The organism is Pantoea sp. X-Soil-TKNS-1280, from assembly GCF_059730475.1.
The window spans coordinates 39,924-65,840 of record NZ_AP035963.1 but is presented as its reverse complement, the minus strand read 5'-3'; the positions used below and the strand labels follow the sequence as shown (position 1 = coordinate 65,840).

General features: G+C 55.3%; 24 protein-coding genes. 7 read left to right on the top strand and 17 right to left on the bottom strand.

The features are described 5' to 3' along the window. Positions 1 to 16: 16 nt before the first annotated feature. Entirely contained in the window at positions 17 to 736 is a 720-nt protein-coding gene (locus AC6I8X_RS20395) for a gluconate 2-dehydrogenase subunit 3 family protein (RefSeq protein ID WP_313685783.1), read from the bottom strand. Between the two features lie 215 nt (positions 737 to 951). After that, the gene (locus AC6I8X_RS20390) at positions 952 to 1,152 is read right to left on the bottom strand and encodes a hypothetical protein (RefSeq protein ID WP_313685785.1); all 201 of its coding nucleotides are present in this window, start codon (positions 1,150 to 1,152) and stop codon (positions 952 to 954) included. A 29-nt stretch (positions 1,153 to 1,181) separates the two neighbouring features. On the opposite strand from AC6I8X_RS20390, the gene AC6I8X_RS20385 reads away from it, so the two are divergent. Together AC6I8X_RS20385 and AC6I8X_RS20380 are read left to right on the top strand one after the other, a co-directional pair. Next, the gene (locus tag AC6I8X_RS20385) at positions 1,182 to 2,210 is read left to right on the top strand and encodes a LacI family DNA-binding transcriptional regulator (RefSeq protein ID WP_313685787.1); all 1,029 of its coding nucleotides are present in this window, start codon (positions 1,182 to 1,184) and stop codon (positions 2,208 to 2,210) included. A 64-nt stretch (positions 2,211 to 2,274) separates the two neighbouring features. Beyond that, positions 2,275 to 2,736 (top strand): OsmC family protein, encoded by a 462-nt coding sequence (locus AC6I8X_RS20380; protein WP_313685789.1) that lies wholly within the window; start codon positions 2,275 to 2,277, stop codon positions 2,734 to 2,736. Between the two features lie 3 nt (positions 2,737 to 2,739). On the opposite strand, the gene AC6I8X_RS20375 is transcribed toward AC6I8X_RS20380, so the two are convergent. From AC6I8X_RS20375 to AC6I8X_RS20345, 7 genes are all read right to left on the bottom strand, one after another. Further along, on the bottom strand, positions 2,740 to 3,816 hold the full coding sequence (locus AC6I8X_RS20375) for a diguanylate cyclase (RefSeq protein WP_313685791.1): 1,077 nt from the start codon (positions 3,814 to 3,816) through the stop codon (positions 2,740 to 2,742). A 171-nt stretch (positions 3,817 to 3,987) separates the two neighbouring features. Continuing rightward, complete coding sequence (locus AC6I8X_RS20370) at positions 3,988 to 5,823, bottom strand: methyl-accepting chemotaxis protein (RefSeq protein ID WP_497841294.1); 1,836 nt, start codon at positions 5,821 to 5,823, stop codon at positions 3,988 to 3,990. Between the two features lie 163 nt (positions 5,824 to 5,986). Next, positions 5,987 to 7,264 (bottom strand): beta-ketoacyl-ACP synthase II, encoded by a 1,278-nt coding sequence (gene fabF, locus AC6I8X_RS20365; protein ID WP_497841293.1) that lies wholly within the window; start codon positions 7,262 to 7,264, stop codon positions 5,987 to 5,989. Positions 7,265 to 7,285: 21 nt separating this feature from the next. Next, a complete protein-coding gene (locus AC6I8X_RS20360; RefSeq protein WP_497841292.1) occupies positions 7,286 to 8,845 on the bottom strand; it encodes a DHA2 family efflux MFS transporter permease subunit in 1,560 nt (519 codons plus the stop codon). Then, entirely contained in the window at positions 8,842 to 9,873 is a 1,032-nt protein-coding gene (locus tag AC6I8X_RS20355; RefSeq protein WP_313685799.1) for an HlyD family secretion protein, read from the bottom strand. The genes AC6I8X_RS20360 and AC6I8X_RS20355 overlap by 4 nt, the downstream gene beginning before the upstream one ends. Beyond that, complete coding sequence (locus AC6I8X_RS20350; RefSeq protein WP_299450339.1) at positions 9,870 to 10,415, bottom strand: winged helix-turn-helix transcriptional regulator; 546 nt, start codon at positions 10,413 to 10,415, stop codon at positions 9,870 to 9,872. Before AC6I8X_RS20350 ends, AC6I8X_RS20355 begins: the two co-directional genes overlap by 4 nt. Positions 10,416 to 10,612: 197 nt before the next feature. Further along, on the bottom strand, positions 10,613 to 11,626 hold the full coding sequence (locus AC6I8X_RS20345) for a LacI family DNA-binding transcriptional regulator (RefSeq protein ID WP_497841291.1): 1,014 nt from the start codon (positions 11,624 to 11,626) through the stop codon (positions 10,613 to 10,615). 282 nt (positions 11,627 to 11,908) lie between these two features. Here AC6I8X_RS20345 and ascF point away from each other — a divergent pair, with 282 nt between their 5' ends. Then, positions 11,909 to 13,357, top strand: a complete 1,449-nt coding sequence (gene ascF / locus AC6I8X_RS20340; RefSeq protein ID WP_497841290.1) for a PTS cellobiose/arbutin/salicin transporter subunit IIBC — start codon at positions 11,909 to 11,911, stop codon at positions 13,355 to 13,357. Between the two features lie 12 nt (positions 13,358 to 13,369). Beyond that, on the top strand, positions 13,370 to 14,800 hold the full coding sequence (locus AC6I8X_RS20335; RefSeq protein ID WP_497841289.1) for a 6-phospho-beta-glucosidase: 1,431 nt from the start codon (positions 13,370 to 13,372) through the stop codon (positions 14,798 to 14,800). Between the two features lie 64 nt (positions 14,801 to 14,864). Here AC6I8X_RS20335 and AC6I8X_RS20330 read toward each other — a convergent pair whose 3' ends face one another. Then, on the bottom strand, positions 14,865 to 15,914 hold the full coding sequence (locus AC6I8X_RS20330; RefSeq protein WP_497841288.1) for an NAD(P)-dependent alcohol dehydrogenase: 1,050 nt from the start codon (positions 15,912 to 15,914) through the stop codon (positions 14,865 to 14,867). A 113-nt stretch (positions 15,915 to 16,027) separates the two neighbouring features. On the opposite strand from AC6I8X_RS20330, the gene AC6I8X_RS20325 reads away from it, so the two are divergent. Continuing rightward, a complete protein-coding gene (locus AC6I8X_RS20325) occupies positions 16,028 to 16,459 on the top strand; it encodes a winged helix-turn-helix transcriptional regulator (protein ID WP_497841287.1) in 432 nt (143 codons plus the stop codon). On the opposite strand, the gene AC6I8X_RS20320 is transcribed toward AC6I8X_RS20325, so the two are convergent. Continuing rightward, complete coding sequence (locus AC6I8X_RS20320; RefSeq protein WP_497841286.1) at positions 16,401 to 17,225, bottom strand: helix-turn-helix transcriptional regulator; 825 nt, start codon at positions 17,223 to 17,225, stop codon at positions 16,401 to 16,403. The genes AC6I8X_RS20325 and AC6I8X_RS20320 overlap by 59 nt on opposite strands. A gap of 103 nt (positions 17,226 to 17,328) precedes the next feature. Between AC6I8X_RS20320 and AC6I8X_RS20315 the strand changes: the two genes are divergently transcribed. Beyond that, positions 17,329 to 18,216, top strand: coding sequence for an SDR family oxidoreductase (locus AC6I8X_RS20315; protein ID WP_497841285.1), 888 nt, complete (start codon positions 17,329 to 17,331; stop codon positions 18,214 to 18,216). Between the two features lie 37 nt (positions 18,217 to 18,253). On the opposite strand, the gene AC6I8X_RS20310 is transcribed toward AC6I8X_RS20315, so the two are convergent. The 5 genes from AC6I8X_RS20310 to AC6I8X_RS20290 all read right to left on the bottom strand — a co-directional run bounded on the left by AC6I8X_RS20310 (position 18,254) and on the right by AC6I8X_RS20290 (position 23,830). Beyond that, positions 18,254 to 19,075: a Cof-type HAD-IIB family hydrolase gene (locus tag AC6I8X_RS20310; RefSeq protein WP_313686934.1), complete on the bottom strand. Its 822-nt coding sequence runs from the start codon at positions 19,073 to 19,075 to the stop codon at positions 18,254 to 18,256. 220 nt (positions 19,076 to 19,295) lie between these two features. Then, positions 19,296 to 19,997: a biuret amidohydrolase gene (biuH, locus tag AC6I8X_RS20305; protein WP_497841284.1), complete on the bottom strand. Its 702-nt coding sequence runs from the start codon at positions 19,995 to 19,997 to the stop codon at positions 19,296 to 19,298. Continuing rightward, entirely contained in the window at positions 19,990 to 21,300 is a 1,311-nt protein-coding gene (locus AC6I8X_RS20300) for a purine-cytosine permease family protein (RefSeq protein WP_313686938.1), read from the bottom strand. Before AC6I8X_RS20300 ends, biuH begins: the two co-directional genes overlap by 8 nt. Continuing rightward, positions 21,290 to 22,741, bottom strand: a complete 1,452-nt coding sequence (locus tag AC6I8X_RS20295; protein ID WP_313686940.1) for an amidase — start codon at positions 22,739 to 22,741, stop codon at positions 21,290 to 21,292. Before AC6I8X_RS20295 ends, AC6I8X_RS20300 begins: the two co-directional genes overlap by 11 nt. A gap of 189 nt (positions 22,742 to 22,930) precedes the next feature. Continuing rightward, on the bottom strand, positions 22,931 to 23,830 hold the full coding sequence (locus AC6I8X_RS20290; RefSeq protein WP_497841283.1) for a LysR family transcriptional regulator: 900 nt from the start codon (positions 23,828 to 23,830) through the stop codon (positions 22,931 to 22,933). 98 nt (positions 23,831 to 23,928) lie between these two features. On the opposite strand from AC6I8X_RS20290, the gene AC6I8X_RS20285 reads away from it, so the two are divergent. After that, on the top strand, positions 23,929 to 24,987 hold the full coding sequence (locus AC6I8X_RS20285; protein WP_497841282.1) for an SDR family oxidoreductase: 1,059 nt from the start codon (positions 23,929 to 23,931) through the stop codon (positions 24,985 to 24,987). On the opposite strand, the gene AC6I8X_RS20280 is transcribed toward AC6I8X_RS20285, so the two are convergent. Further along, positions 24,953 to 25,897, bottom strand: a complete 945-nt coding sequence (locus AC6I8X_RS20280; protein WP_313686946.1) for a LysR family transcriptional regulator — start codon at positions 25,895 to 25,897, stop codon at positions 24,953 to 24,955. The two genes, AC6I8X_RS20285 and AC6I8X_RS20280, sit on opposite strands and share 35 nt — an antisense overlap. Positions 25,898 to 25,917: the final 20 nt, after the last annotated feature.

Genomic DNA, 25,917 nt, shown 5'->3' with positions numbered 1-25,917 from the left:
CGCAGCAGGCAAAAAATTAAAGGGTGTTATCGATCAGGCTGGTGGGAATGATGTTGAGCTTCTGCCCTTTCTTCGCCAGCAGGTCACGGAAGTCGTAGCGTGCGCCAGGAAAGCCAATCATCTTCCAGCTGGTCATCTCTTTATTGCCACCGTAGATCGGATCAGAAAGGAAGCCTTCGCGGACGTTTTGCAGCAGCAGTTCGAAGAACACCTTCGTCTCCACTTGCTGGCCGAGATCCAGCTTGTTGTTCTCCATGGCCTGTAAAACCACATCCTGCTGCTCACCTGTTAGCGCCACAAAGGTTTTGCCGTACTGTTTTTGCGTCGCGTTATCGAGCGCCGTAAGGCCCAGACGATAACGTTGTGCGGGAGTCAGCGGTGACTGTGGGCCTTGTTCCGGAGTGCCTTTAACAAAGCGGCCAAGACGATAAACCGCCACACCGTTGCCGTAATCACCGGCCAGCTGACGATCGATAAAAATGGCGCAGCCCGCGTCTTTGCCGCTGATGCTCATATCATCAGCCGGAATAAAACGTTCGGCGATAGCACCTACGGTGTCGAATTCGTGTTGCGTGAGGTATTGCAGCCCCCCTTTTTTCGGGGGTGCTGATGGCGTTTGCACTTTTCCCGGTTCCCACGGCTGCCCGCCATTAACAACATCGGCCTGTGCCAGCGTGGGCATCGAGGACACCACTCCCAATGCGGTGATGGAGGTGAGAAATTCTCTGCGTTTCATATTTTCCCTGCCAATGAATTTGTCACATTGCTAACCGGGCTAAATAACAGACGTGTTTTAGCCTGGCGATAAACTTGCCATAAAGAAAAGCTGTATGAATTAAATACAGACGTGCCCATTGGGCGTTTAATAATCAGAATAACAACGAGGTAATAACCTTTACATTCAAATCAAGGAATTAAATAAAATTTAACAACGTTGCAAAGGTTAGTTTCTCACCCTGCATTTTGAAAGGGTTTTCTTGATGGTTTCCCATCATTGATTTTTTTAATTGCGGCAACGATAAGTTGTACAGTGCGTTTTTGTTTCGCAACATTTAGTCGCTTGCAAGCGATGATCGCCTGAGCATAATACGGCGCAAAAATAAGCCCTGCTGTGATGTAAAACGCAAACTTTGCTGCCGGATGATGCAGCACAATTTTTATACTGGTGCGCTGAGGAAAAAATGAAAAAACTCACCCTGATTAAAGTGGCCGAACTGGCCGGGGTTGGGATTGCGACCGTCGACAGGGTGTTAAATGAACGTGGCGGCGTCCGGCCAGAGACAGCTCGCAAAGTGTTGCGTGCCGCGCGTCAGGCGGGTTTGCAGCGTTTGCTGCCGGAGGAATCACAGCAACCCTGGCAAATTGAGGTCTTTTTAAGCAGCAACAACACCTGGTTTTTCCGTCAGCTGGCGGAAGAATTCGCCCATATCGCCGATCGGCTTGGCTATCGAAAAATAAAATTATTCCGTACGCTGGTGGCGGAATCACAACCGGAAAAACTGGCAGAAAAGATAAATAAAAGTAGTGAGTTGCGCGACGGTATTATCGTCTTTGGTCACGATTATTCGATTATTCACCAGGCATTGTCAGAGTGCCAGCAAAAATCGGTTCCGGTGATTTCACTGGCCAGTGACTTACCCGAATCTCATCGTTTATGTCATGTAGGAATAAATCAATATCAGGCCGGGCGCACTGCCGGTTTATTAATGAGCCGCAGTATGCCGACGGAAGGCGACGTCATTATGGTCAGTGGCCGTTTTGATTTTCGCGCCCATATTCAACGTATTTCCGGTTTCCGTGATGCCATCAGTCAACGCGCCCCGTGGCTGCGGCTGCGTGAAGTGCTGGCCGGTGAAGATGAACGCCATAAAATACGCGCCCTGTTACACCAGACATTACAGCAATCAAACAAGGTGGTCGGCTTATATAATTCCGGCGACAGCAATAGCGATATCAGCGAACTGCTGCGCCTGCATGGTCTGGCTGGTCACTGCTGCTATATCACCCATGAGCTGTATGATGTGACGCACCGTTTATTACAGGAAGACGTGCTGGCCTATACCCTCGACCAGAACGCACGCCAGCATGCGGAACTGGCCACACAGCTGCTGCTGCGTCATCTGGAGCAAGGCTACCAGCCTGATTTATATCAGGATGGCAGCGTAGAACTAAGGATTGTCACCGCCGAAAACCTCCCGCACAATCGGTAAAACTCTGCATAGAGTCGTAGCGGCACGATTTATCAGGCTTAAACAGCAAAAAGGAGCGACAACGATGGCAGTACGGGAACATCATTATCAGGTGACGGTTCGCTGGACCGGCAATCGCGGTGACGGCACCGCCAGTTACACCGCTTATGACCGCAATGGCGAGCTGCTGGCAAACGGCAAGCCCACCATGCCGCTGAGTGCCGACCCCGCCTTTCGTGGTGATGCCACACGCTGGAACCCGGAAGAATTGCTGCTGGCGGCAGCCTCAGCCTGCCATAAATTGTGGTATCTGCATCTGTGTGCGGACGCAGGGATCATCGTTGAGGGTTATGAGGATGCAGCGGAAGGGACAATGGTGGAAGGTACGCGCGGTCGGTTTACGCAAATCACCTTAAAACCGCGCATCACCTTGCGCAATCCGGCAGATGCTGACCGCGCGCGGGAGCTGCATCATCAGGCTCATGAGGCCTGTTATGTTGCCAACTCCTTTAACTTTCCAGTGAACTGCGAACCCCGCTTCGATTAAGTTTCAGGCCGCGCCGGCCAGCGCGGGTTGCCACAAGCGTACCCCGTTCCGTCCGGCGCGTTTCACCTGATATAACGCTTCATCGGCGTGACGCAACCAGTAGCCGAGCGATTCCGCGCTGGCGGCACCCGCAATGCCAATGCTCACCGAGCAACTGAAATCGGCTGATGCTGGCAACCGCAGCTGCGCTATTTTTTCTTTCAAACGCTCCGCCAGTGCCACCACCGATTCGTCGCAGGCATGGTGCACAATCACCCCTAACTCATCGCCGCCAAAACGGGCCGGAATATCCTGTATCCCAACATAATTGCGTAACAACGCCGAGATTTCCGCCAGCAAAAAGTCACCTGCTTCATGGCCCCAGGTATCGTTGACCGCCTTAAAATTATCGACATCGATCAGCAGCAGATAGGCGGAACTGTCACCCCGACGCGTGCTGAGGAATTCACTCTCCAGTCGCCGTTCGAACAAGCGCCGATTGGGGATTTCCAGACCCGGATCCATCAGCGCGATGCGCTCCAGTTCGCGGTTACGTTTACGCAATTGCCAGGTCAGATTGTAGGAAGCTACGCTCAGCGCCAGCATATACACCGTTGCCAGAGGCAGCGTCAGCCAGACTGTCTGGGTACTGAACGCCCAATGGAAACCCGTGCCATCGAACAGCCACACCACCATAAAGGTGCAAAAGAATGCCTGAAGGGCCGCCAGCAGTTGTGCACCTCCGCCTGCGGCATAGCGGTCCGATGCCAGCACCGCCATGATGACAAACGACGGCATCGGGCTCATCCCCATCAGCGCCACCCAGATGCCACCGAACGCAGCATCCAAAGTCAGATTTCGTCTCTCTGTCGCGGTAGAATCTTCTGCCCGTAACGCGAGGCGATAAGCTATCCAGGGCCAGATGAACGCGTTGGTAAACAGCAAACCACAGAATGCCAGGCCGCGATTCATTTCCATCAGAACAGAGAGGATCGGGAAGAAACACAGGATCGTGCCAAGCTGGCGCATCAGGAACATGCGACGGACGAAGCGAACAGATCGTCGCTTCAGGTGGTTATCATCAGGTGAGTAGTAATTCATTCACGGGAAATATCAGATCGTCAAGAAATCCAGTTTATCGGAAAAGCGCGAATCCGAGCGGACTTTTTCAGATTTTTTCCCTTGCTCATAAGTAACAGAATAAATTTCTGACGATCTGCGAGTAAAACCAGCATCGCAGGCCATACAGACGGCCTGCGATGCCTTTTTTATTTAGCGGGCAGTTCCCTGTAAACGGAACTGTGCCACCAGACGTTCCAGCATAACCGCCTGTTCTTCCAGCGAGTTAGCTGAAACCGAGGACGCGCTCACCAGAGAAGCGTTTTGCTGGGTGGTGGTATCCAGTTCACCCACCGCGCGGGCAATCTGTTCAATACCGCGACTCTGCTCATCCGAGGCTGCCGAAATCTCTTCCATGATTTCATTGACGCGCGCAATGCTGCTGAGAATGTGATCCATGGTTTCACCGGCGCGTGCCACCTGCTGATGACCATTGCTGATGCGGCTGACCGATTCACTGATCAACTGTTCGATGTCTTTTGCGGCCTGCGAGCTACGCTGCGATAAGTTACGCACCTCACTTGCTACCACCGCAAAGCCACGACCCTGTTCACCGGCGCGCGCCGCTTCAACCGCCGCGTTCAGTGCCAGAATATTGGTCTGGAAAGCGATGCTGTTGATGACGGCGGTAATATCGGCGATTTTCTTCGAACTTTCCGAAATCTCGCCCATGGTACTCACCACATCCCGCACCGCGACGCCGCCCTGATTGGCATTGCGGGTGGCCTCTGCGGCAATCTGGCTGGCCTGACGGGCGTTTTCAGCATTGTTTTTCACCGTCGCGGTGAGCTGCTCCATGCTGGCGGCCGTTTCGACCACCGCTGCCGCCTGCTGTTCAGTACGCGAAGACAGATCAAGGTTGCCCTGATTGATGGCGCTGGCCGCGTGCGACACGCTGTTAACGCTGCTTAATACATCGCCAATCATGCTGCGCAACCGTTCGTTCATTCTCCCCATCGCCGACGTCAGCTTGCCGAGTTCATCATGCCGATCGGTGGCAAACTGCGAGCTGAGATCGCCACTGGCAATGCGCTCCGCCAGTTCAAGGTTATGAAAGACCGGCTGAGTAATCTGGCGGATAATGTACCAGGCCACCAGCACACCAAACAGAATCGCCAGCCCGCCAATCAGCAATAACAACGCAGAGGAGCCGTTAGCCAGTTCATCATTGCGTGCTTTCACGATGGTGATGATTTGTTTGATCGCCGCACTGCTTTTATCACCCGCGACTTTCACGCCATCTTCCGCGCTACGCAGTTGCGTATAGGCCTGTGCTGACTGCAGGCTGAGATCTTTAAAACGCTCGGTGTCCTGCCACAGCGCGTTAAATCCACCCTGCTGTTCCGGCGGTAATTGCGCCAGCAGCGCTTTCATCCCTTGTTCCGCCTGGCTGAAATGGGTTTCCAGCGTTTTGCGCAACGGTTCGCTGACGTTAAACCGCAGCGCCAGCGCTTCTTCGCGCACGTTGCTGATGGCGAACAACTGGTCATAGATTTGGTTAGTGAGTTCCGGGGTGGCAACCGGGGTACGGATCAGTTGCGTGTAGCGTGAGGTGGTATCCTGCTGGCTGATGCTATCAAGCTGCGCACGCAGGCTATTGAGCTGCTGTGTCGCCTGGGTCATCGCCCCAATACGCTGCTGAAAATCGGCCAGCCAGGTACTGATATTGCTGATGATTTCCGTGCCACCATCTGACCAGTTAAGTTTTTTGGCTTCATCGGTGAGTTGCTGCGCGTGAGTCACATACTTCGCCATTACCGCGCCTGACGCATCATCGCCATAGAGATATTTAAGGCGGTTAATTTTCGCCTGGAAGACCTCAATGTTGATGTCATAAATCAGGTTGGTTTTCTGATAGATATTATGGATTTCATTAAAGCGCTGCACACTCAGCCCGGAGGCAAGCGCCACCAGCAACAGCACGATGCCGAATCCCGCCGACAATTTTCTGGTGATGCGCACGTTCCGCAATCGCGATACCAATCCCATGTTTCCCACTCCTGCGTTTTTCGTTTTTGTTAAGTTAGCTGCTGGAGTTATCGGAGGAATTGCGGAATTGTTTATTGTCTGCGGCATAAAAAAGCGCGATAAATCGCGCCGCTACCGATCGCATCAAACCGTAGCGACACGATTTATCGTGCAATGTTTTCCGTCACCCGTGCCAGCGGCGGAAAATCAGGCTGGCGTTAACCCCGCCAAAGCCAAATCCATTGGAGAGTACGTACTCCATTGGCATCGGGCGAGCCGTCAACGCCACTAAATCGAGGCCGGTAGCCGCCTCGTCGGGCTGATGCAGATTCAGCGTTGGCGGTGCCAGCTGGTCGCGCAGCGCCAGGATGCTGAAAATCGCTTCAACGCCACCTGCCGCACCCAGCAGATGCCCGGTCGCGGATTTGGTTGAAGTGATCGCCACTGGATTGTCGGCAAAAACGGAACGAATGGCGGCCAGTTCGCCTTTATCACCCACCTGCGTTGAAGTGGCGTGGGCGTTGATATGCTGGATAGCGTCAGGGGGGATCCCTGCCTGACGGATCGCCGTCTCCATCGCCCGGCGAGCACCACTGCCATCTTCCGGTCCGGCCGTCAGATGATAGGCATCAGCACTGGTGCCATAACCCACCACCTCCGCCAGCGGTGTAGCACCACGCTCCAGCGCATGATCGAGCGATTCAATCACCAGCAAGCCCGCCCCTTCACCCATCACAAAACCGTCGCGTTGCTGATCAAAAGGACGTGAGGCGCTGGTGGGTTGATCGTTAAAGCCACTGGAGAGCGCTTTCGCCGCCGCAAAACCGCCAAGGCTGACGCGATGGATTGCCGCCTCGCTTCCACCACACAAGGCAATATCCGCCTCGCCACTGCGAATCATCCGCGCGGCATCACCAATCGCCTGCGCACCGGCAGCACAGGCGGTGACGGGCGCGCCAATCGGACCGCGAAAGCCATGCGCAATCGAAACATGACCGGCCGCCAGATTGGCAAGGAATGATGGCACGGTAAACGGTGATAAACGGCGTGGGCCGCGATTGTTGGTGGTTTCTACTGCCGCCGCGATTTCGTTAAAGCCGCCGATACCGGTTGCAATGATGGTCGCGGTACGCTCACGCAGCGCCTCCAGCTGCGGGAACCAGTTGGCCTGCGTCAGAGCTTCCTGAGCCGCAACCAGCGCGAACTCGATAAAGCGATCCATTTTTTTGCGCTCTTTGGCCGGGATAACCGCCAGTGGGTCGAAACCATGTTGCGGATCCTGTTCAACCGAAGGCACCTGGCCCGCCACTTTGCAGGGAATATCCTGCGCAATAGCTTCAGGTAGCGGGCTGATGCCGGACTGCCCTTTCACCAGGTTACGCCAGACATGTTCCACACCACATCCCAGCGGGCTGACAATACCCATGCCAGTCACGACGATGCGCTTTAATGAGATATCCATATGATCTCCGGATAGTGAGACTTAAGTTTTTGGCACTTTCATAAACGGCACCAGCAAGGCGGCGATAAAAAACCCGATCATGATCAGCCAGAAAGCATCCGCGAAAGCCTGGGTTTTGGCTTCGCGGAGCGTAAGTGCCGCAAGATTTTTCAGCGCGGCGGTCTGTGCAGCATCGGGGCTGAAGCCCTGTTTTATCAGTGCTGCGGTGGAAGATTGCATAAATTCGCCCAACGACAGGCTGGCGCTATTGAGATGGTCCGCGAGGCGACTGTAATGCAGGTTTGTTCGATCATTAAGTATAGTGCCGCACAGCGCGATGCCGATGGCGCCGCCCAGGTTACGCATCAGATTGAACAACCCGGATGCCAGTTTGAGACGTGGCGGCGGCAGGCTGCCGAGGGTGAGCGTCACCGTCGGTGCCACCGCGAACTGCTGGGCCATGCCGCGAAAGGCCTGCGGCAACAACAGTTGTTGCGCGCCCCAGTCGTGGGTGATGGGCACAAAACTGTACATCGACACACCAAAAGCAATCAGCCCCGCTGCCAGCAGCCAGCGCAAATCAACCCGGTTGGCTAACCAGGAATAAAGCGGGATAGAAAGCACCTGAAACAGGCCGGTAGAGAAGATAGCCAGCCCAATTTCCAATGCGCTATAGCCGCGCACCGAGCCGAGAAACAGTGGCGTCAGATAGATGGTGGCAAAAATGCCGACCCCGGCCATAAAGGAAAAATAACAGCCGAGGGTAAAGGTGCGGTCTTTTAACGCGTATAAATCCATCACCGGTTGCTTATGACGCAGCGTGCGCACAATAAACAGCACCCCGCAAATCAGCGCCAGCCAGCCGGTGATGGTCAGGGTACTGTCGTCAAACCAGCCCCAGCGCGGGCCTTCTTCCAGCGTATATTCCAGGCATCCCAGCGACACCGCCAGCAGAACAATGCTGAGATAGTCGGCACCGCGCAACAGCGAGGTATCCGGTGAGTCAATGTTCACCAGCAAGGGTACGGCGAACGTGATGTAGATGCCTGGCAGGATGTTAATGAAGAACAGCCAGTGCCAGTTAAAATTCTCGGTGATCCAGCCGCCGACGGTAGGGCCAAGGGTTGGTGCCAGCGATGCCAGACCGCCGATGGTGGCGGCGGCGATCACCCGCTGTTTTCCCTGAAAGAACGCAAACGCCGTGGTGAACACCAGCGGAATCATCGAACCACCTGCCAGCCCCTGCAACGCGCGGAAGGCAATCATGCTTTGAATATTCCACGCCCAGCCGCATAACACGCTCATCAGGGTAAAACCTGCTGCTGAGGCGGCGAATAGCCAGCGCGTAGACATCACCCGTGCCAGCCAGCCGGAAAGCGGGATGATGATGATCTCTGCAATCAGGTAGCTGGTCTGCACCCAGACGGTTTCGTCATCTCCTGCCGACAACCCCCCGCCGATATCCCGTAACGAAGCGGAGACGATCTGAATATCCAGCAAGGCGATAAACATCCCCAGACACATGGTGGCAAAGGCAATCACCTTCTGGCTGACCGGCATCTGTAATGTCGGAATGGCAGGCAGAGCAGTCTGGTTGCTCATGGCTTTGGCTTCTCATCAACCGTTACCGTGACTGACAGCCCAGGGCGCAGCAGACCGAGATTCGCTGCATCGCCCTCCAGCGCGATACGCACCGGTACGCGCTGAACAATTTTGGTGAAATTGCCGGTGGCATTTTCCGCTGGCAGGATACTGAAACGTGAACCGGTAGCCGGAGACAGGCTGACAACATGGCCGGTAAAAGTGCGCCCCGGTAATACATCGGCAACGATCTGCGCCTTTTGCCCCGCCTGTAAATGTGCCAGCTGATTTTCTTTAAAATTGGCATCAACCCATAATCCCTGCGCGGGTACCAGCGACAACAATTGCGTACCGCTGGTGACATAAGCTCCCGACCAGGCGCGCCGGTTGCCGATCACGCCGTCAAAAGGCGCTCGTATCTCGGTGTAGCTCAGGTTGAGTTTTGCCATCTCCAGCCCCGCCTGCGCCTGGACCAGCGCCGCCTGAGTCTGCTTTTCACGCGCATCCAGCACCATCAACTGACGTTCTGCCACATTTTTGTCGGCACGCGCCTTCCCTTCCTGGGCCACCGCCTGGTGATAATCAGCCTGCGCATATTCGCGGGTCTGTGCCGAAACGATAGAATTCAGCGCCAGCGCACCATAACGTCGGCTGTCCCCGGCGGTTTTCTCCGTCACCGCCTGAGCGGCATTCACCGCCGCAGACGACCCGACAATGGTCGCCAGCTGCAATTCACGTGTGGCGGCGATATCGGCCAGTGCGGCCTGTTGCGCATCCACCTCACCGCTGGCCTGCATCAGCGCAGCCTGATAATCACGAGCGTCAAGCCGCACCAGCAGCTCGCCTTTTTTCACCCGCATATTGTCCTGTACCGCAATATCCTGCACGTAGCCTGCCACTTTGGCGGAGATGGCGCTAATATCGCCGCCAACATAGGCATCATCGGTTGACTCGATAAAGCGACCTGATTGCCACCACCACAGTCCGTAACCGGATGCCAGCACCACCGCTGCCACGGCCACCACCGGGATCACCACGCGTCTGTTCATGGCTGTACGCCTTTTTGCGTCTGCGGCATAAACTTCAGCGCAGCCTCACCCGCGCGTTTTTTCTGCAAATACTCGTAGCGATAGTGGAGGATGGGTGCCGCTGCGGGGGCGGGGATCATGCTGTATTTATCTGACGTGACTGGCTGGCCGGTTGCACTATCCACCATGATCGCCTGCACCGGGCGTTGGGTGGCGGTTTCCACCAGCTGCATCTGACGCCCTTCCGGTGAAAAATGGCGGCTACCCCATTCGGCCAGCGCCAGCATCACCGGCCGGAAATCCCGTCCCCGCTCGGTGAGATGGTATTCGTAGCGCGGCGGCGTGCTGCTGTAGCACACCTTTTCCAGCAGACCATCATCCACCAGCTCTTTCAGGCGACGGGAAAGGATGTTGGGCGCAATGTCAGCGCTTTTCTGGAACTCATCAAAACGGGTAAATCCAGCCAGGGCATCGCGCAGGATGATCATGCTCCAGCTGTCACCAATCCTCCCGAGGCTGCGCGCAATCGGACATGGGGTCTGGCAAAGCGGTTCGTTTTTCATGGTGCTGACTCAGATAAGGTCTTAATGCGCACAGATTTCCATAGTGACTTTCAAAATGCAAGTCACTACAGTATCGACAGCTCAAAGTGGATAACGACGGCACAAAACGCAGCGGCGCAATTTATTGCGCCGTGTTCAGCGTTTTCCAGGTCAAAAGACGCGCAATAAATTGCGCCGCTACGGGATTGAAGCGGAAATTAAGGTTTCGGAGCGGGTCCGACTGATTCGCGCATGATCAGGCTGGCATTGAAATTTTTGCGCTGGCCGATCTCGCCACCGTCCAGCATCGAAACCAGCTGTGCAATGGTTTGCTGCACCATCTCCGTCACCGGGATTTTCATGCTGGATAAGGACGGGATGGTATAAGGCGCCAGGGGGATATCATCAAAACCCACCACGGAAACCTGTTCAGGAATAGCGATGCGGGCCGCAGCAAGTTGTTTCATGGCCCCCACGGCCATTTCATCGTTGCTGGCGATAATCGCCGTGAAGCGGCAACCGCCCGCCAGCAAGGCTTCCACCGCTGCCATCCCGCTGTGCGCATTCCACTTACCGGGGATAATCAGCGCGTCCTGCACCGGAATCTGATGTTCAGCCAGCGCCGCTTTATAACCTGACAGGCGCTCCAGCCCGGTGGGAGAATCGAGTGATCCTGTGATAAAGGCGATATCACGATGCCCGAGCACCACCAGCTGGTTTACCGCCTGCATACAGTTGGCTTTCTGATCGGAATAAATACAGAAACTATGGTGCTGCCGCAGGCGACGATTGATCACCAGAATCGGTTGTTTATGCTGAGAAATGATCTCATCCATCTCATCGATGGAGAGAAAACGCGGGTAAATGATGATGCCATCACAACGCAAATCCAGCAGAAACTGAATCGCCGCCCGCTCCTCCGCCGCGCTGTGTTTACCGTCGGCGAGAATTAACTGACGCCCCTGCTGTTCCAGCAGGCGTGCAGAATGGGACATCAGCTCGCTAAAGTAGCTGCCGCTATACAAGGTATTGGTGATCACCAGGCCGATGGTCTGGGTCGATTTAACCGCCAGATTGCGCGCCAGCAGGTTGGGTCGAAAGTCAGTCTCAGCAATCGCCCGCAGCACCCGTTCACGTTTTTCCTGGCTGACATAGCCATTTCCCGACAACACGCGCGACACCGTGGCCTTCGACACACCGGCTTTTTCAGCCACTTCAAGAATGGTTGTCATGGTTTTCTCATCTTATTCAAGACGTTTCGCAGTCTACCTAACATGCTCATTGATTGGGAAATTTTTCGCATGTCCGGCTTTGACACGCAACCGCCATTAAGTGATTCAGTTCACAATGTCATAAATCAAATTTTAAATATCTTGCCAGGTTAAAAATACAATTTCATTATTTTGTGAAACCGGTTTCTCATGGCGAGAAACTGAGCAATCGTTCCGCCTCTGTCCCTACAACGGATGTGCGACCGGCCAGCAAGTGACCTTTTGATAAGAGACGAAAAATCCATGTCGAAGAATTATGCCGAAGTCTCCCGCTCCATAGTCCAGGCGTTAGGTGGGCTGGAAAATATCGAAGCCGTGACGCATTGCATGACCCGTCTGCGCTTTGTGGTCAAAGACGGTAATCAAATCAACAACCCGGTATTGAAGGCCATCCCCGGCGTGATGGGGGTGGTGCATAACGATGCGCAATGCCAGGTGATCATCGGCAATAACGTCGGTCTGGCATATCAGGAAGTGTTAAAGCTCGGTACGCCAGGAACAACCACCGCCGCGACATCGGTGAAACGAAAAATTACGCTGAAAAGTATCGGCGCAGGCATCCTTGACGCGCTGGTGGGCACCATGTCACCCCTGATTCCTGCCATCATTGGCGGATCGATGGTGAAGCTGCTCGCCATGGTCCTGAATATGTTCGGTGTGTTTACCGAAGGGTCATCAACGTTAGTGATTCTCAACGTAATTGGCGATGGCGCGTTCTTCTTCCTGCCGGTGATGGTGGCCGCCTCAGCCGCGCTGAAGTTCAAAACCAATATGTCGCTGGCGATTGCCATCGCCGGGGTGCTGATCCATCCCAATTTTATTGACCTGATGGCCAAAGCGGCACAGGGGCAACACGTTGAATTTGCCTATATTCCGGTGACTGCCGTCAAATACACCTACACCGTTATTCCGGCGCTGGTGATGACGTGGATCCTGTCGCATATCGAACGCATCGTCGATCATATCACCCCGGCGGTGACGAAAAATTTCCTTAAACCGATGCTGATTGTGTTGATTGCTGCACCGATCGCCATTGTGCTGATTGGCCCGCTGGGTATCTGGATCGGCAGTGGCATCTCCGCGCTGGTTTATACCATCCACGGTTATCTCGGCTGGCTGTCGGTGGCCATTATGGGTGCGCTGTGGCCGCTGCTGGTGATGACGGGCATGCACCGGGTATTTACCCCGACCATCATCCAGACCATCGCCGAAACCGGTAAAGAGGGGATGGTGATGCCTTCGGAAATTGGAGCCAACCTTTCCCTCGGTGGCTCCTCACTGGCAGTCGCCTTCAAAACCAAAAACCCGGAACTGCGCCAGACGGCACTGGCCGCCGCCGCGTCAGCGATTGTCGCCGGTATCTCTGAACCGGCCCTATATGGTGTGGCGGTACGCCTCAAACGTCCGCTGATCGCCAGCCTGATCAGTGGTTTTATCTGCGGGGCGGTGGCCGGGATTGGTGGCCTTGCCAGCCATTCCATGGCTTCCCCCGGCTTGTTCACCAGCGTGCAGTTTTTTGATCCCAATAATCCAATGAGCATTGTCTGGGTCGGTGCCGTGATGGTGCTATCAGTGGTGCTATCGTTTATTTTGACCCTGATGCTGGGCTTTGAAGACATTCCGGTGGAAAAAACCGCCGCTGCAACCCCGGCAACGGCACCTGAAATCGTAAAACCCATAAACGCCAATTAATTGAGGCTATTCATGTCTGAACTGACATTTCCAGCAGGATTTTTATGGGGCGGCGCGTTGGCCGCCAATCAGTCTGAAGGGGGCTACCTGGAAGGCGGTAAGGGATTAACCACTGTTGATATGATCCCACATGGTCAGCACCGTATGCCGGTGAAACTGGGCCTTGAAAAGCGTTTTACCTTACGTGATGACGAATATTATCCCAGCCACAATGCCATCGATTTCTATCACCGCTACAAAGAAGATATCGCGCTGATGGCCGAGATGGGTTTTACCGTGTTTCGTACTTCTATCGCCTGGAGCCGCCTCTATCCGAATGGCGATGAATTGCAGCCCAATCCTGAAGGCATCGCCTTTTACCGTGATGTTTTCAGCGAATGTAAAAAACACGGTATCGAACCGCTGGTCACCCTGTGCCATTTTGATGTCCCGATGCATCTGGTAACCGAGTACGGCTCATGGCGCAATCGTAAAATGATTGAGTTCTTTGCCCGGTACGCACGCACCTGCTTTGAAGCCTTTGATGGCCTGGTGAAGTACTGGCTGACATTTAATGAGATCAATATCCTGCTGCACAGCCCCTTTTCCGGTGCCGGGCTGGTGTTTGAAAGCGGGGAAAACCCCGAGCAGGTTAAATACCAGGCGGCACACCATGAACTGGTCGCCAGTGCCCTGGTGACGCGCATTGCCCATGAGGTCAACCCGCAAAACCAGGTCGGTTGCATGCTGGCGGGTGGCAATTTCTATCCGTGGTCGAGCAAGCCGGAAGATGTCTGGGCGGCGCTGGAAAAAGATCGTGAAAACCTGTTCTTTATCGATGTTCAGGCGCGTGGTGCCTACCCCTCCTATTCCGCACGGGTGTTCCGCGAGAAAGGTGTGAAGATCGAGATGGAGGAAGGCGATAGCGAGATCCTGAAAAACACCGTGGATTTTGTTTCCTTCAGTTACTACGCTTCGCGCTGTGCCTCAGCGGAGATGAATGAACAAAACAGCAGTGCGGCAAACGTGGTGAAATCGCTGACCAATCCGCACATTAAACGCAGCGACTGGGGATGGGGTATCGACCCACTTGGGCTGCGAATCACCATGAATACGATGTACGACCGCTACCAGAAGCCCCTGTTTCTGGTGGAAAACGGGTTGGGCGCGCGTGATGAGTTAACCGCTGACGGCGTAATCAATGATGATTACCGTATCAGCTATCTCAAAGAACATATTTATGCCATGGCGCAGGCGATTGATGATGGTATCCCGGTCATCGGTTATACCACCTGGGGATGCATTGACCTGGTGGCCGCCTCGACGGGTGAAATGAGTAAACGCTATGGCTTTGTCTATGTTGACCGCGATGACCATGGGCAAGGCACCCTGAATCGCACGCGCAAGAAATCGTTCTGGTGGTATAAAAAAGTCATCGCCAGCAACGGGCGGGATCTGGACTAATCCCCCGCTTTGTTTGGCGATTTCAGCCTGAAATCCCTGCCCTGGCGGCAGGGATTTTGCCGTATTACCAGCGTGTTGCCTGCATATCAATGACGAAGCGATACTTCACGTCACCCTGCAACATACGTGTAAACGCCGCTTCAATCTGTTCACCAGCAATCAGTTCGATATCCGCCGTGATGTTGTGCTCACCGCAGAAATCCAGCATCTCCTGGGTTTCTTTGATGCTGCCAATCGACGAGCCGCTGATACTCAGGCGACGGAACACCATCGGCGTCACATTGGGTGACGGGTGCGGCTGATCGGGAATGCCCACCAGCACCAATTTGCCATTGGTTTTCAGCGTGGAGAGATAAGGATCGAGGTCGTGCGGGGCGGCCACACAATCAACAATCATATCCAGCGAGGTCTGGCAGGCCGCCATCTGCGCCGCATCACGCGATACCACCACCTGCTTCGCCCCTAAGCGGCGTGCATCAGCACCTTTCTCCGGCGACGTGGTGAACAGTGTCACTTCCGCCCCCAGGGCCGTCGCCAGTTTCACTGCCATATGGCCTAAGCCACCCAAACCGACCACACCGACGCGGTCTCCCGCTTTGACGTTGAAATGACGCAGCGGCGACCAGACCGTCACACCTGCACATAACAGCGGAGCAACCCCCGCCAGCGACAGCTGCGGCGGCACTGCCACCACAAAATGCTGATCGACCACCATATGCTGCGCATAACCGCCCCAGGTGCGGTCGCCAGTATATTTATCGATGCCGTTATAAGTCGCGGTAAAGCCGGCTTCGCAATATTGTTCTTCCTGCTGCTGGCAAAAATGGCACTCGCGGCAGGAGTCCACCATCACGCCTACACCGACGACATCGCCCACTTTAAAGCGGGTGACATCGGCACCGGTTGCCATCACGCGGCCGACAATCTCATGCCCTGGCACCAGTGGATAGTGACTGACGCCCCATTCGTTACGGGCCATATGCAGATCTGAGTGGCACACGCCGCAGTACAGAATCTCGATTTGGACATCCCGTGGCTGCACGCTACGCAGCGCGATCTGGCCGGATGACAAAGGTTGTGTGGCATGGGGTGCGACTAACGCGTTGATTTTCATTGCGCCTCCGAAAGCTTACTGGCAATGGCTGAGTGAAGGCGGCAGACTATAGTGAAGATGGTTCAATATTGATAGTAGTCACCATTTGGTGACCAGAAAGCGAGAAACTGACTATGCCTGCCTGGGTTGATGGCAAACTGATGTTCTATGCGGATTCTCCGCCGCGTCGTCTGATGGATCTTTTTTCACTTAAATGGAGCAGCATGGTGCTGCATGCGTTGTATCACTGGCCAGGACATCGCGCCCGTACCGGCGAATTACAGCGCAGTTTGCAGGGGATTTCGAAGAAGATGCTGTTTCAGACCTTAAAAGAACTGGAGCAGCGTGGTTTGATCGCCCGCCATGTCTATGAAGTGATCCCGCCAAAGGTGGATTATCGCCTGACGCCCCTCGGCATGACCTTTGCCGCGCCGATTGAGCAGATGTATCAATGGGGCCTGGAGAATCAGGCAGCGCTTGATGAGATGGACACGAATTATCAGGCCGCTATGGACGAGCCATCAGCCGCGCCAGACAGGCATGATCCTGTTCCCGATGCGGATTAAACACTACCAGGCTGAGTCCAGGTTTGCCCTCTACCGCGAAGGTGCTGTACTCCAGTTCCAGCACCCCTTCGTCCGGTAGCCACAGCTGCTTGATACCTTCGCCATGCTGGCTGACTTCCTGCGATTGCCACAAACGGCGGAAGGTTTCGCTCATGGTGCACAGCTCCTCCACTAGCGCTCGCACATGAACGCTGGCACCGGTGCGCGCCACATCAGCGCGGAAATTCGCCACCAGCCCCCGTGCAACGCTCTCCCATTCGGGTAAGCGTTGTTTCATCTGCTCATCGCGGAATATCATCAACAGGATATTGCGTTGTGCAGGCGGCAACTGGGCGTAATCAACAAAGACCTTGGTCGCAGCCCGGTTCCAGGCCACCACCTGCCACTCGGCGGTTTTCACCAGCGCCGGTGTCACGGGCATACTGTCGAGCACCCGTTGCAGCGAAGGTGACACCGTGACGCCCGCCTGCCAGGTGACACCGGGCAGGCGGTTCTGCGCCAGCAGAAACAGATGGTCACGCTCCGCCGCACTCAGTTCCAGCGCATGTGCCAGCCGCTCCAGCACCACTTCTGATGGCGCCCCCCCTCTGCCCTGCTCCAGCCAGGTGTACCAGGTGGTACTGACGCAGGCGCGGATCGCGACTTCTTCCCGCCGTAAACCGGGCGTGCGGCGACGCTGCATCGGGTAGCCCAGCCGGGCCGCATCCAGCCGCTGGCGGCGTTCACGAAGATAATTGCCCAGCAGATTGTCGTCTTGCATCGTCATGGTTTTATCCTGTTAGTCCCGATACCCGTATAAGCTCACGACTTTTCGTCGCGCCGCAGGCTTTTATCATAGTGCCTGTTACCAGCCAGTGAGGAGCACGATTATGCGAATTTTTGTGACCGGGGCGAGCGGCTTTGTCGGCTCAGCCATTGTGAAAAAACTCCACGCGCGTGGATATCAGGTGCTGGGTCTGGCGCGCAGCGACGCATCAGCAGAGAAACTACAGCGACAAGGCGTGACGGTGATACGCGGCGACCTGGAAAATATCGCCAGCCTGCGCGCGGCAGTACAGCAGAGTGACGGCGTGATCCATGCCGGTTATATCCATGATTTCAGCCGTATGGATCATGCTGCGGCGGTCGATCAACGCGCCATTCTGGCGATGGGAGAAGAACTGGCAGGCTCAAATCGCCCGCTGATTGTCACCTCCGGCACCGCGCTGGTGGCACCAGGGCGTATGGCAACTGAGCAGGACCCACCGGCAGCGGGCGCGCATCCCCGTTCTGACTCCAACGTCGCCGCGCTGGCGCTGGCAGATAAAGGTGTGCGCGTGGCGTTAGTGCGCCTGCCCCCCACGGTGCATGGCGCAGGGGATCACGGTTTTGTGCCCATTCTAATCAACCTGGCGAAAGAAAAAGGGGCTGCGGTTTATGTTGAATCAGGCGAGAACCGCTGGCCTGCGGTGAATCGCTTTGATGCGGCCGAACTGTTTTGCCTGGCGGCTGAAAAGGCCGAAGCCGGTACGATTTTGCATGCGGTGCAAGAGGAAGGCATTGCCTTCCGGCAGATTGCCGAAACCATTGCCAGCGGCTTATCGCTGCCGGTGAAAAGCCTGAGGATGGATGAAGCGCAAAACTGGCTGGGCTGGATGGCACGGTTTGCCGCCATCGATAATCTGGCTTCCAGCGAATGGACGCGTACAACGTTTAACTGGCAGCCGAACGGGCCGGGATTATTGCAGGATATGCGCGAGACGGATTATTTTCGTTAACCGAAATGGCGCGATTTATCGCGCCATCAGGTGGAAATCAGGCAAACGGAAATTCACGCGCCAGCAGGCGGGCAATCACATTCAACACGCCCTCGTCGTTGTTGCTTTCCGTTTTATAGCTTGCCACAGCACTGACCTGCGGGGCGGCGTTCGCCATCGCGAAGCTGTAACACGCCTGACGCAGCATTTCGAGGTCATTGGCGCTGTCACCAATCGCCAGCACTTCACAATCATCGATACCCCATTTCTCCTGCAACAAGGCGATGCCGTGCGCCTTATGGCATCCGGGGATAATCAGATCAACAAAACCGAAACCGCTGGAAACCGGGTGCATAATATTTTCAATCGCATTCAGTTCTGAGTGCAGGCGTTCCAGCAATGCCTCCACCCCTTCGTGTGCCAGATTGAGGGAGAATTTAAAGATGGTGTCATCGATGTCGTAGAGATTGTCGCGCTTTTCCAGCCGATGATAATGGTTAGCCAGCATCGCCATCACCTCATCCGGCATTGAGGTATGGACATAGGCACCGTTACGGCCACACACCACAGTACTGATTTCCGGTTCTTTCGCCAGAATGTCGAGCACCTGACGCACCGCCTCGGGAGCCAGTTCGCCACAGAAAATCTCTTCGTTGCTGTCTGATACCCAGGCACCGTTTTCCGCCACAAAGGCGATTTCATTTTTGATTTCGGGAAAATAGCGCAGCAGCTGGTAATACTGATTGCCACTGGCGACCACGAAGCGGATGCCTTTTTCTTTTAACAACGCGTACTGGCGCAGAAAACGCTGCTTGTTGTACTGCTTGTTGTCATCCAGAAAAGTGCCATCCATATCCACCGCAATCATTTTCACTGCCATATTACTCTCCCGTATCAGAGTGCCGTCGAATCCGTCCGGCGAAAAGGTTTTATAAAGCTTACTCGTGGTGTGGGTTCTTGAGAATGCGAATTCGCGCTTTCAGAGCTTTCCAGCCCTCTTTTCGTGCATTTTTGCACCTTTTTCCTGTTCACGGTTTTGAATATGGCGTGATCGATGTGATGAAACCGGTGGGACATCGTTAACATGCCCCATCCCGGCCTTAAACTATTGCCTCTTCCTCATTCAATCCAGCGAGTAGTTGCTCTGAAGTCGTAACCGCACCAAAGATCCCCCCCTGCATATGAATCATACTTAATGCCGCTTCGTGATGTTTCAACTCAGTCGCCGCACAGCAGTCCGACACGACAAGACACTCAAACCCACGGTCATTAGCCTCGCGCAACGTGGTATGGACACAAACATCGGTGGTAATGCCGGTGATGATTAAATTCCGTATCGCGCGACTACGCAGGATCAGCTCAAGGTCAGTGGCATAAAAAGAGCCTTTCCCCGGTTTGTCGATGATCACCTCGCCAGCCAAAGGGGCCAATTCCGGGATAATTTCCCAGCCCGGTTCACCACGTACCAGAATGCGGCCACATGGGCCAAGTGTACCAATCTCCGCCTGCATACGCCTGGAACGCCAGCGCTTATTGGCAGGCAGATCGCTGAGATCCGGACGATGTCCCTCACGAGTATGAATAATGGGAAAACCCAGTGCGCGCATCTGCGCCAGCATGCGCTGTAATGGCGCAATTGGCGCACGCGTCAGAGCGATATCGTAACCCATGCTATCGACATAACCGCCCTTGCCGCAAAAGTCGGTTTGCATGTCGATAATTAATAACGCGGTATCGGCAGGAGAGAAACGTCCATCGAATGGCCATGAATAGGGAGTGGAATCAATCGCATACTTAGGCATTTTCTTTCTCCATACTCTGAACCGTCACTTTTCCCTGCATTTTCACGATCAGGGTGTAACTGATGGCCGCTGTCACCAGGCCAATCACCGCTTCACCAAACTGCGGGAATGCCAGATGCGCCAATACCGCACATAAACTGCCGATCGCCCAGGCCGCAAAAGCGCTACCACGCAAACGACGTGTGGGGCGTTTTTCACTCACTTTAGCCATGAAGATCAGATCAACAATCATCACCGCCCCAAACGGCGGCACCACGATGCCGAGCAGGCTGAGCCATTCGAGGAAATACGACCAGACGCCCGCCAGCGCCAGGACGCCGCCAATGGCACCCAGAATCAGGGTCCACAACCGCATTTTGCTGCTGAACAGGTGACTGAAACCCACCGCACCGTTGTACAGGCAATGGGTGCAGACAGAACCCAGGTTGATAAACACAAACAGGAAGGCGATGGTTGACAGCAAAGCGCCGTGCCCCATCAGCATCGGCAGGAAATTCCCCCCGTTGCTGGCCGGATCGACCGCAGCACCAACCGCAACAATCACCACGCCAAACAGATAGGAAATCACGTTAGCCAACGGAAACGCGGAAAACGCTGCGATCACCGCTGAGCGTCCATTTTTAGACCAGCGAGTGAAATCAGCCGTCATGGTGCCGGAATCAGCAAAACCCGCCACCACCATTGTCACCGCTGTCCCCATGCTCATCGCGCCTGCGGCACTGCCGCTGCCGTGCCACTGCGTAATGGTGCTGAAATCGTGATTTTCACCGATCAACCACAACGCGACCAGGCCAAGCACGACAAATAAAGGGGCAGCGATCATTCCCAGCACCGAAAGCGCCCTGACGCCAAGGAAGGTCACGCCGGTATAGAGCACCATCGCCAAAGCCGTCACCGCCAGTGCATTCCAGCCGAACGTCTGGTTGATCACCGTTCCCGTCAGGCCAGTCTGAAACGCGTACCAGCCAATCACCACCGTAGACAGGAAACCGGACACCAGAATGTAGCCTTTGGTGCCAAAGGTCCGCTTCGCCTGTAACGCGAAGTTCATACCGGTTTCCCCGGCAAACCAGCTCAGCGCACCGACATAAGCAAACAACACCAGATTACCCAGCAGAATAGCGATGAGCGCAGGCCAGAAGCCGAGATGCCAGGTAATGATGCCGCCAAACAATGCATTGGTTAAGATCATCGGAAAACCAAACCACACCGCAGAAACTGAGCGGGTGGAATGACGATGACTCAGGGGAACAGGCTCGTGTTCAAACTCCTGCTCCAGAGCAGGGGAAGATTTATGATTCATGGACGACTCCAGTGAAAGCAGGATAGAGATGATTCCAGGGTTGAATGCGCTCAAAGGCGGCGCTCGCCGCCAGCACCAGGCCATCGTCCAGGTGACGACCGACAATCTGCATACCAATAGGTAATCCGCTACGGGTTAACCCGGCGGGAACCGATGCCGCTGGCTGACCGGTAAAATTGAAGGGGAAACAGAAGGAGAGCCAGTGATCGCTACTGACCATACGACCATCAATGACCTCCGGGCCCTGCATCCCCAGCGGGAATGGCGGCACGGCCAGGGTTGGGGTCAGCAGCAGATCGTAACGCTGCATAAAGCGCCACATCTGATTACTGAGTTTTTTCCGCGCCACAATCGCATCGGTGAATGTCTCTGCACGCCATGGTTGTTGCAGCATACCTGCGAGGTGGGGGGACATACGATCACCCAGCTGAGCGGACATCTCACGCATGCCACTCAGGTCACTCTCCAGTGCGACCAGCGCCCGGAAAGCCGCTGCCTGATCGGCGATATCGGGATTGACCTCTTCCAGATCCGCACCCAGTTCGCGGGCAAAGCGGCGCGCCGCTGCGGTGACAATACGGCGCACTTCGCTATCAACCGCCACATAACCAAAATCAGCACTGAAAGCGATACGTAAGCCGTTGAGTGGTTTTTCCGGCGCGGTTAGCCAGTCCACATCATTGCAGGGGATGGAATGGCGATCGCGCATATCGGGTCCCGCCATTACCGACATCATCAATGCCGTATCCCGCACGGTACGCGTCATCGGACCAATATGTTCCAGTGACTCCCAACTGGATACCCCAGGGTAACGATCGTCACGACAGCCAGGCCAAAGCGGAACCCGTCCCATTGAGGCCTTGAATCCATAGACGCCGCAGTGTGCGGCTGGAATACGTACCGAACCCCCGCCATCACTGCCGAGTGCAATCGGACAAAGCCGCGCTGCCAGCGCCGCACCTGAACCGGCGCTGGACCCACCCGGTGTTTTACTCAGATCCCACGGATTACGGGGTGAAGGGAACAGCGGATTATGACCCACGCCGCTATAACCAAATTCCGGTGCCGTGGTTTTTCCCAGCAGCACCGCATCCGCCGCCAGCAGGCGTTCAACGGTGATGTCATCCTCTTCCGGGATAAAATCCGCATAGGCAACCGATCCTGACGTGGTTTTTACCCCGGCAGTACAAATCAAATCTTTCACTGCCAGGGGCACCCCGGCCAGCGCACCGAGCGTTTCCCCCTTCGCACGTCTGGCATCAATCGCGCTAGCCTGGGCCAGCGCCCGCTCCGGCACCGGGGTGCAAAAAGCCTGAATCTGCGGTTCCCGCTGGGTGAGGCGATCAAGAGCCGCTTGCGTCAGTTCATGCGCGGACACCTCACCGTTACGAATCAGCGCCGCCAGCATGGTGGCATCGCCATCCAGTAACTCATCAAACATGGCTTTCTCCAGGTTAATCATTGATACCTGGAGTCATTGCAGATCACATGCCAGATCGCGCAGGTAAATGCGGATAAAGCAGAAAAGTCAGTCAGGATACGGGCTTGGATACAAGATCGAATTCTTATGGGCTTTTTTTTGATAGCACAATTGCTAGCAGCGCACCAAAACCGTTCGTCAGATGCGCTATTACCTGGCAAAACCCGGCATCGTCTGCAGCGCAATGTTAATGAACTCCACCAGCGCCCTGACCCGCTGTGGGATAAACCTCGCATCAGGAAAAACGGAATACAGATAGCGATCCGGCAGGCGATAGTCTGGCAAGATGTGCACCAGCCTGCCCGAATCCAATGCCGCCGCGCTGAGCGGCAGTTGCAGGCCCCCGATGCCAATACCCGCTTCTATGGCCTGCATCAGCACCTGGCTGGTGTTGGCCCTGAATACGGTATTCACCGCCAGGGAACATATCCCCTCGCTGCCGATTAGCGTTAACGGCGCATCTCTGGCGATCCCCCGGAAACGCACATGTGGCAACGCCGTCAGCTGCGTAACATCATTAACCGGCGTGGCCCTGATAAATGCCGGAGCCGCAACCAGTACCGTTTCTACCCGCGCCAGTGAACGCGCTGCCATGGTTGTCGGCGGCTGTTCCGCCAGACGCAGCGCGACATCAACCCCTTCAACGACCACATCCGATAAGCGATCGTCGAGCGCGATATCCAGCCTGATCCCCGGATGCTCCCGCTGGAAATTGAGTAAATAAGGCAGGAAAAGCTGACCGATCCCACTGGGCAACTGCATGTGCAGATTTCCCTGCAACTGTTGCTGTGCCGGGCGCAGCTGGGTTTCAATCTCATCCATGGCCTCCATTAACGGCAATATCTGCTGCAGATATTGCTTCCCCGCCTCGGTCAGCGCCATCGATCGGGTGGTGCGTCGAAGCAACACCACGCCCAGTTCCGCTTCTAATGCAGCTATCTGCTGACTTATCGCCGATTGTTTAAGACCTGCCTGCCGCGCCGCTGCCGAGAACGAACCGGCTTCCGCAACGCGGATAAAGGTGGTGATGGCATTGAGTTTGTTATTCATTTATTAAATTTCATGATAAGTGCTATCGAATAGATGGGATATAAACACAAAAAATAATAGATGAGAATGCAGCCACAACCTCATGCGGAGACGGTCAAATGCATCATTCATCACACAACAAGGTGGCCCTGGTGGCGGGGGCAAGCGGGATTGTCGGCAGCCAGCTGGTTAACACCCTGCTGGAGCAGCAGTGGCAGGTGACTGGACTGACGCGTCAGCCGGCGCGGCAAAATCAACCGATTCCCTATGTCAGCGTTGATCTGCTGGATAGCACCGGGAGTGCGGCGGCACTGGCACCGCTGACTAACGTCACCCACATTTTTTATAGCGCCTGGCTCGATGCTGCGGACTGGTCAGCGATGGTCGAGCCGAATGTGCGGATGCTACGCAACCTGGTACAAGGCGTTGAGGCGCATGCCCCACTGCAACACGTTAGCCTGATGCAGGGCTATAAGGTTTATGGTGCACATCTTGGCCGTTTTAAAACCCCGGCGCGTGAAAGCGATCCCGGTGTACCAGGCGCGGAATTCAATGCAGCACAGCTGTCATGGTTGTCAGCATTCCAGCAGGGGAAAAACTGGCACTGGAGTGCCCTGCGCCCAGGCGTGGTGGGTAGCGCGGTACCGGGTAATATGATGAATCTGGCACTCAGCATCGCGGTTTACGCGTCATTATGTCAGGCAGCAGGGTTGCCGTTACGGTTTCCGGGGGGTGAACTGAGCTGGCAAAGTATGGTGGATCATACCGATGCCCGCTTACTGGCTTCGGCCAGCGTCTGGGCGGCCGAAACCCCGGCGGCAAACAACCAGGCGTTTAATGTTAATAACGGCGATCTCTGGCGCTGGAGTGAACTCTGGCCAGCCATTGCCCGCTGGTTTCAACTTGACTGTGCCCCGGCGGTCGCGTTGTCGTTCCAGCAGCTGTTCCGCGACTCCCGGGATAACTGGCAGGCGCTGGCGCAACAGCATGCGTTGCAGCAGGCGGATATCCTGCAACTCAACGACGGCCGTTTCGCTGATTTCGTTTTTGGCTGGGATTACGACATGTTTGGCGACGGCAGCAAATTACGCCGTGCCGGTTTCAGTCAGTACTGCGCCACTGACCAGATGTTTTTTGATCTGTTCAGCGCATTTCGCCAGGCGAGGCTGATTCCTTAACTTCTGATTCGTAAAAGAAATTACACAGCAGCTGCCAGAGATAGCTGGCAGCCGGGGTGAAGCGATGATCGGCACTGCGCAACAAATGGCTCTGGCTTTCGCGGGCAATACGATGATCCAGAGGAATCGCCCTGAGTTCCTGCTGGCGTAACACTTGCGGGATGGCCTGCTCGGTCATAAACGCAATGCCCAACCCGGCCTGACACAGCGACAACGCACTGGAAAACAGGTTGCAACAATAGGCAGGGGCCAGCACCTGCCCTTCGCTTTTGAAGATGGCGCTGAGATAACGTTGCAGGCCAAAGTTTTCACTCATGGTGATCAATCGGTGCTGGGTCAGTTCAGCAATGCTGATTTTGCTATATCCGGCAATCGGATGGTCCGGGCGCACAATGGCGCAAATGGGTCCACGACGAAAACTGTGGGACTTCAGTCCTGGTGGCCCGGCAGTGCCAAAACCGACCGCCATATCCACTTCGCCGCGCATGATCAGATCCACGGTGCTTTGCATATCACCCGAGCTGATATCGACAAACACACCCGGCCAGGCTTCGGAAAACTCCTTCAATACGTTGTTGACCACCTCTTCCACGATGCCCTGCCCCACTCGCAATGTCACCGATCCACCGCGCATATGCCGCATATCGCGCAACTGCCGTTCCAGTAGTTTGCGCCGTTGGCTGGTCTGCGCGTAATCATCCGCCAGTAACTTACCGGCTTCCGTTAACACCACATTGCGGCCACGCCGTTCCAGCAAGGGTAATTGCAGGCTACGTTCCAGCAACGATAACTGACGACTGACGACCGAAGGGTTGATGCCCAGCGCATCGGCGGCACGCCGTATCCCGCCATGCATTCCGACTTCATACAAATAACTTATCGCTTTCTCCGGATAAGTGGCCATTGTCATAAGTTGTTCCTATCTGTTGC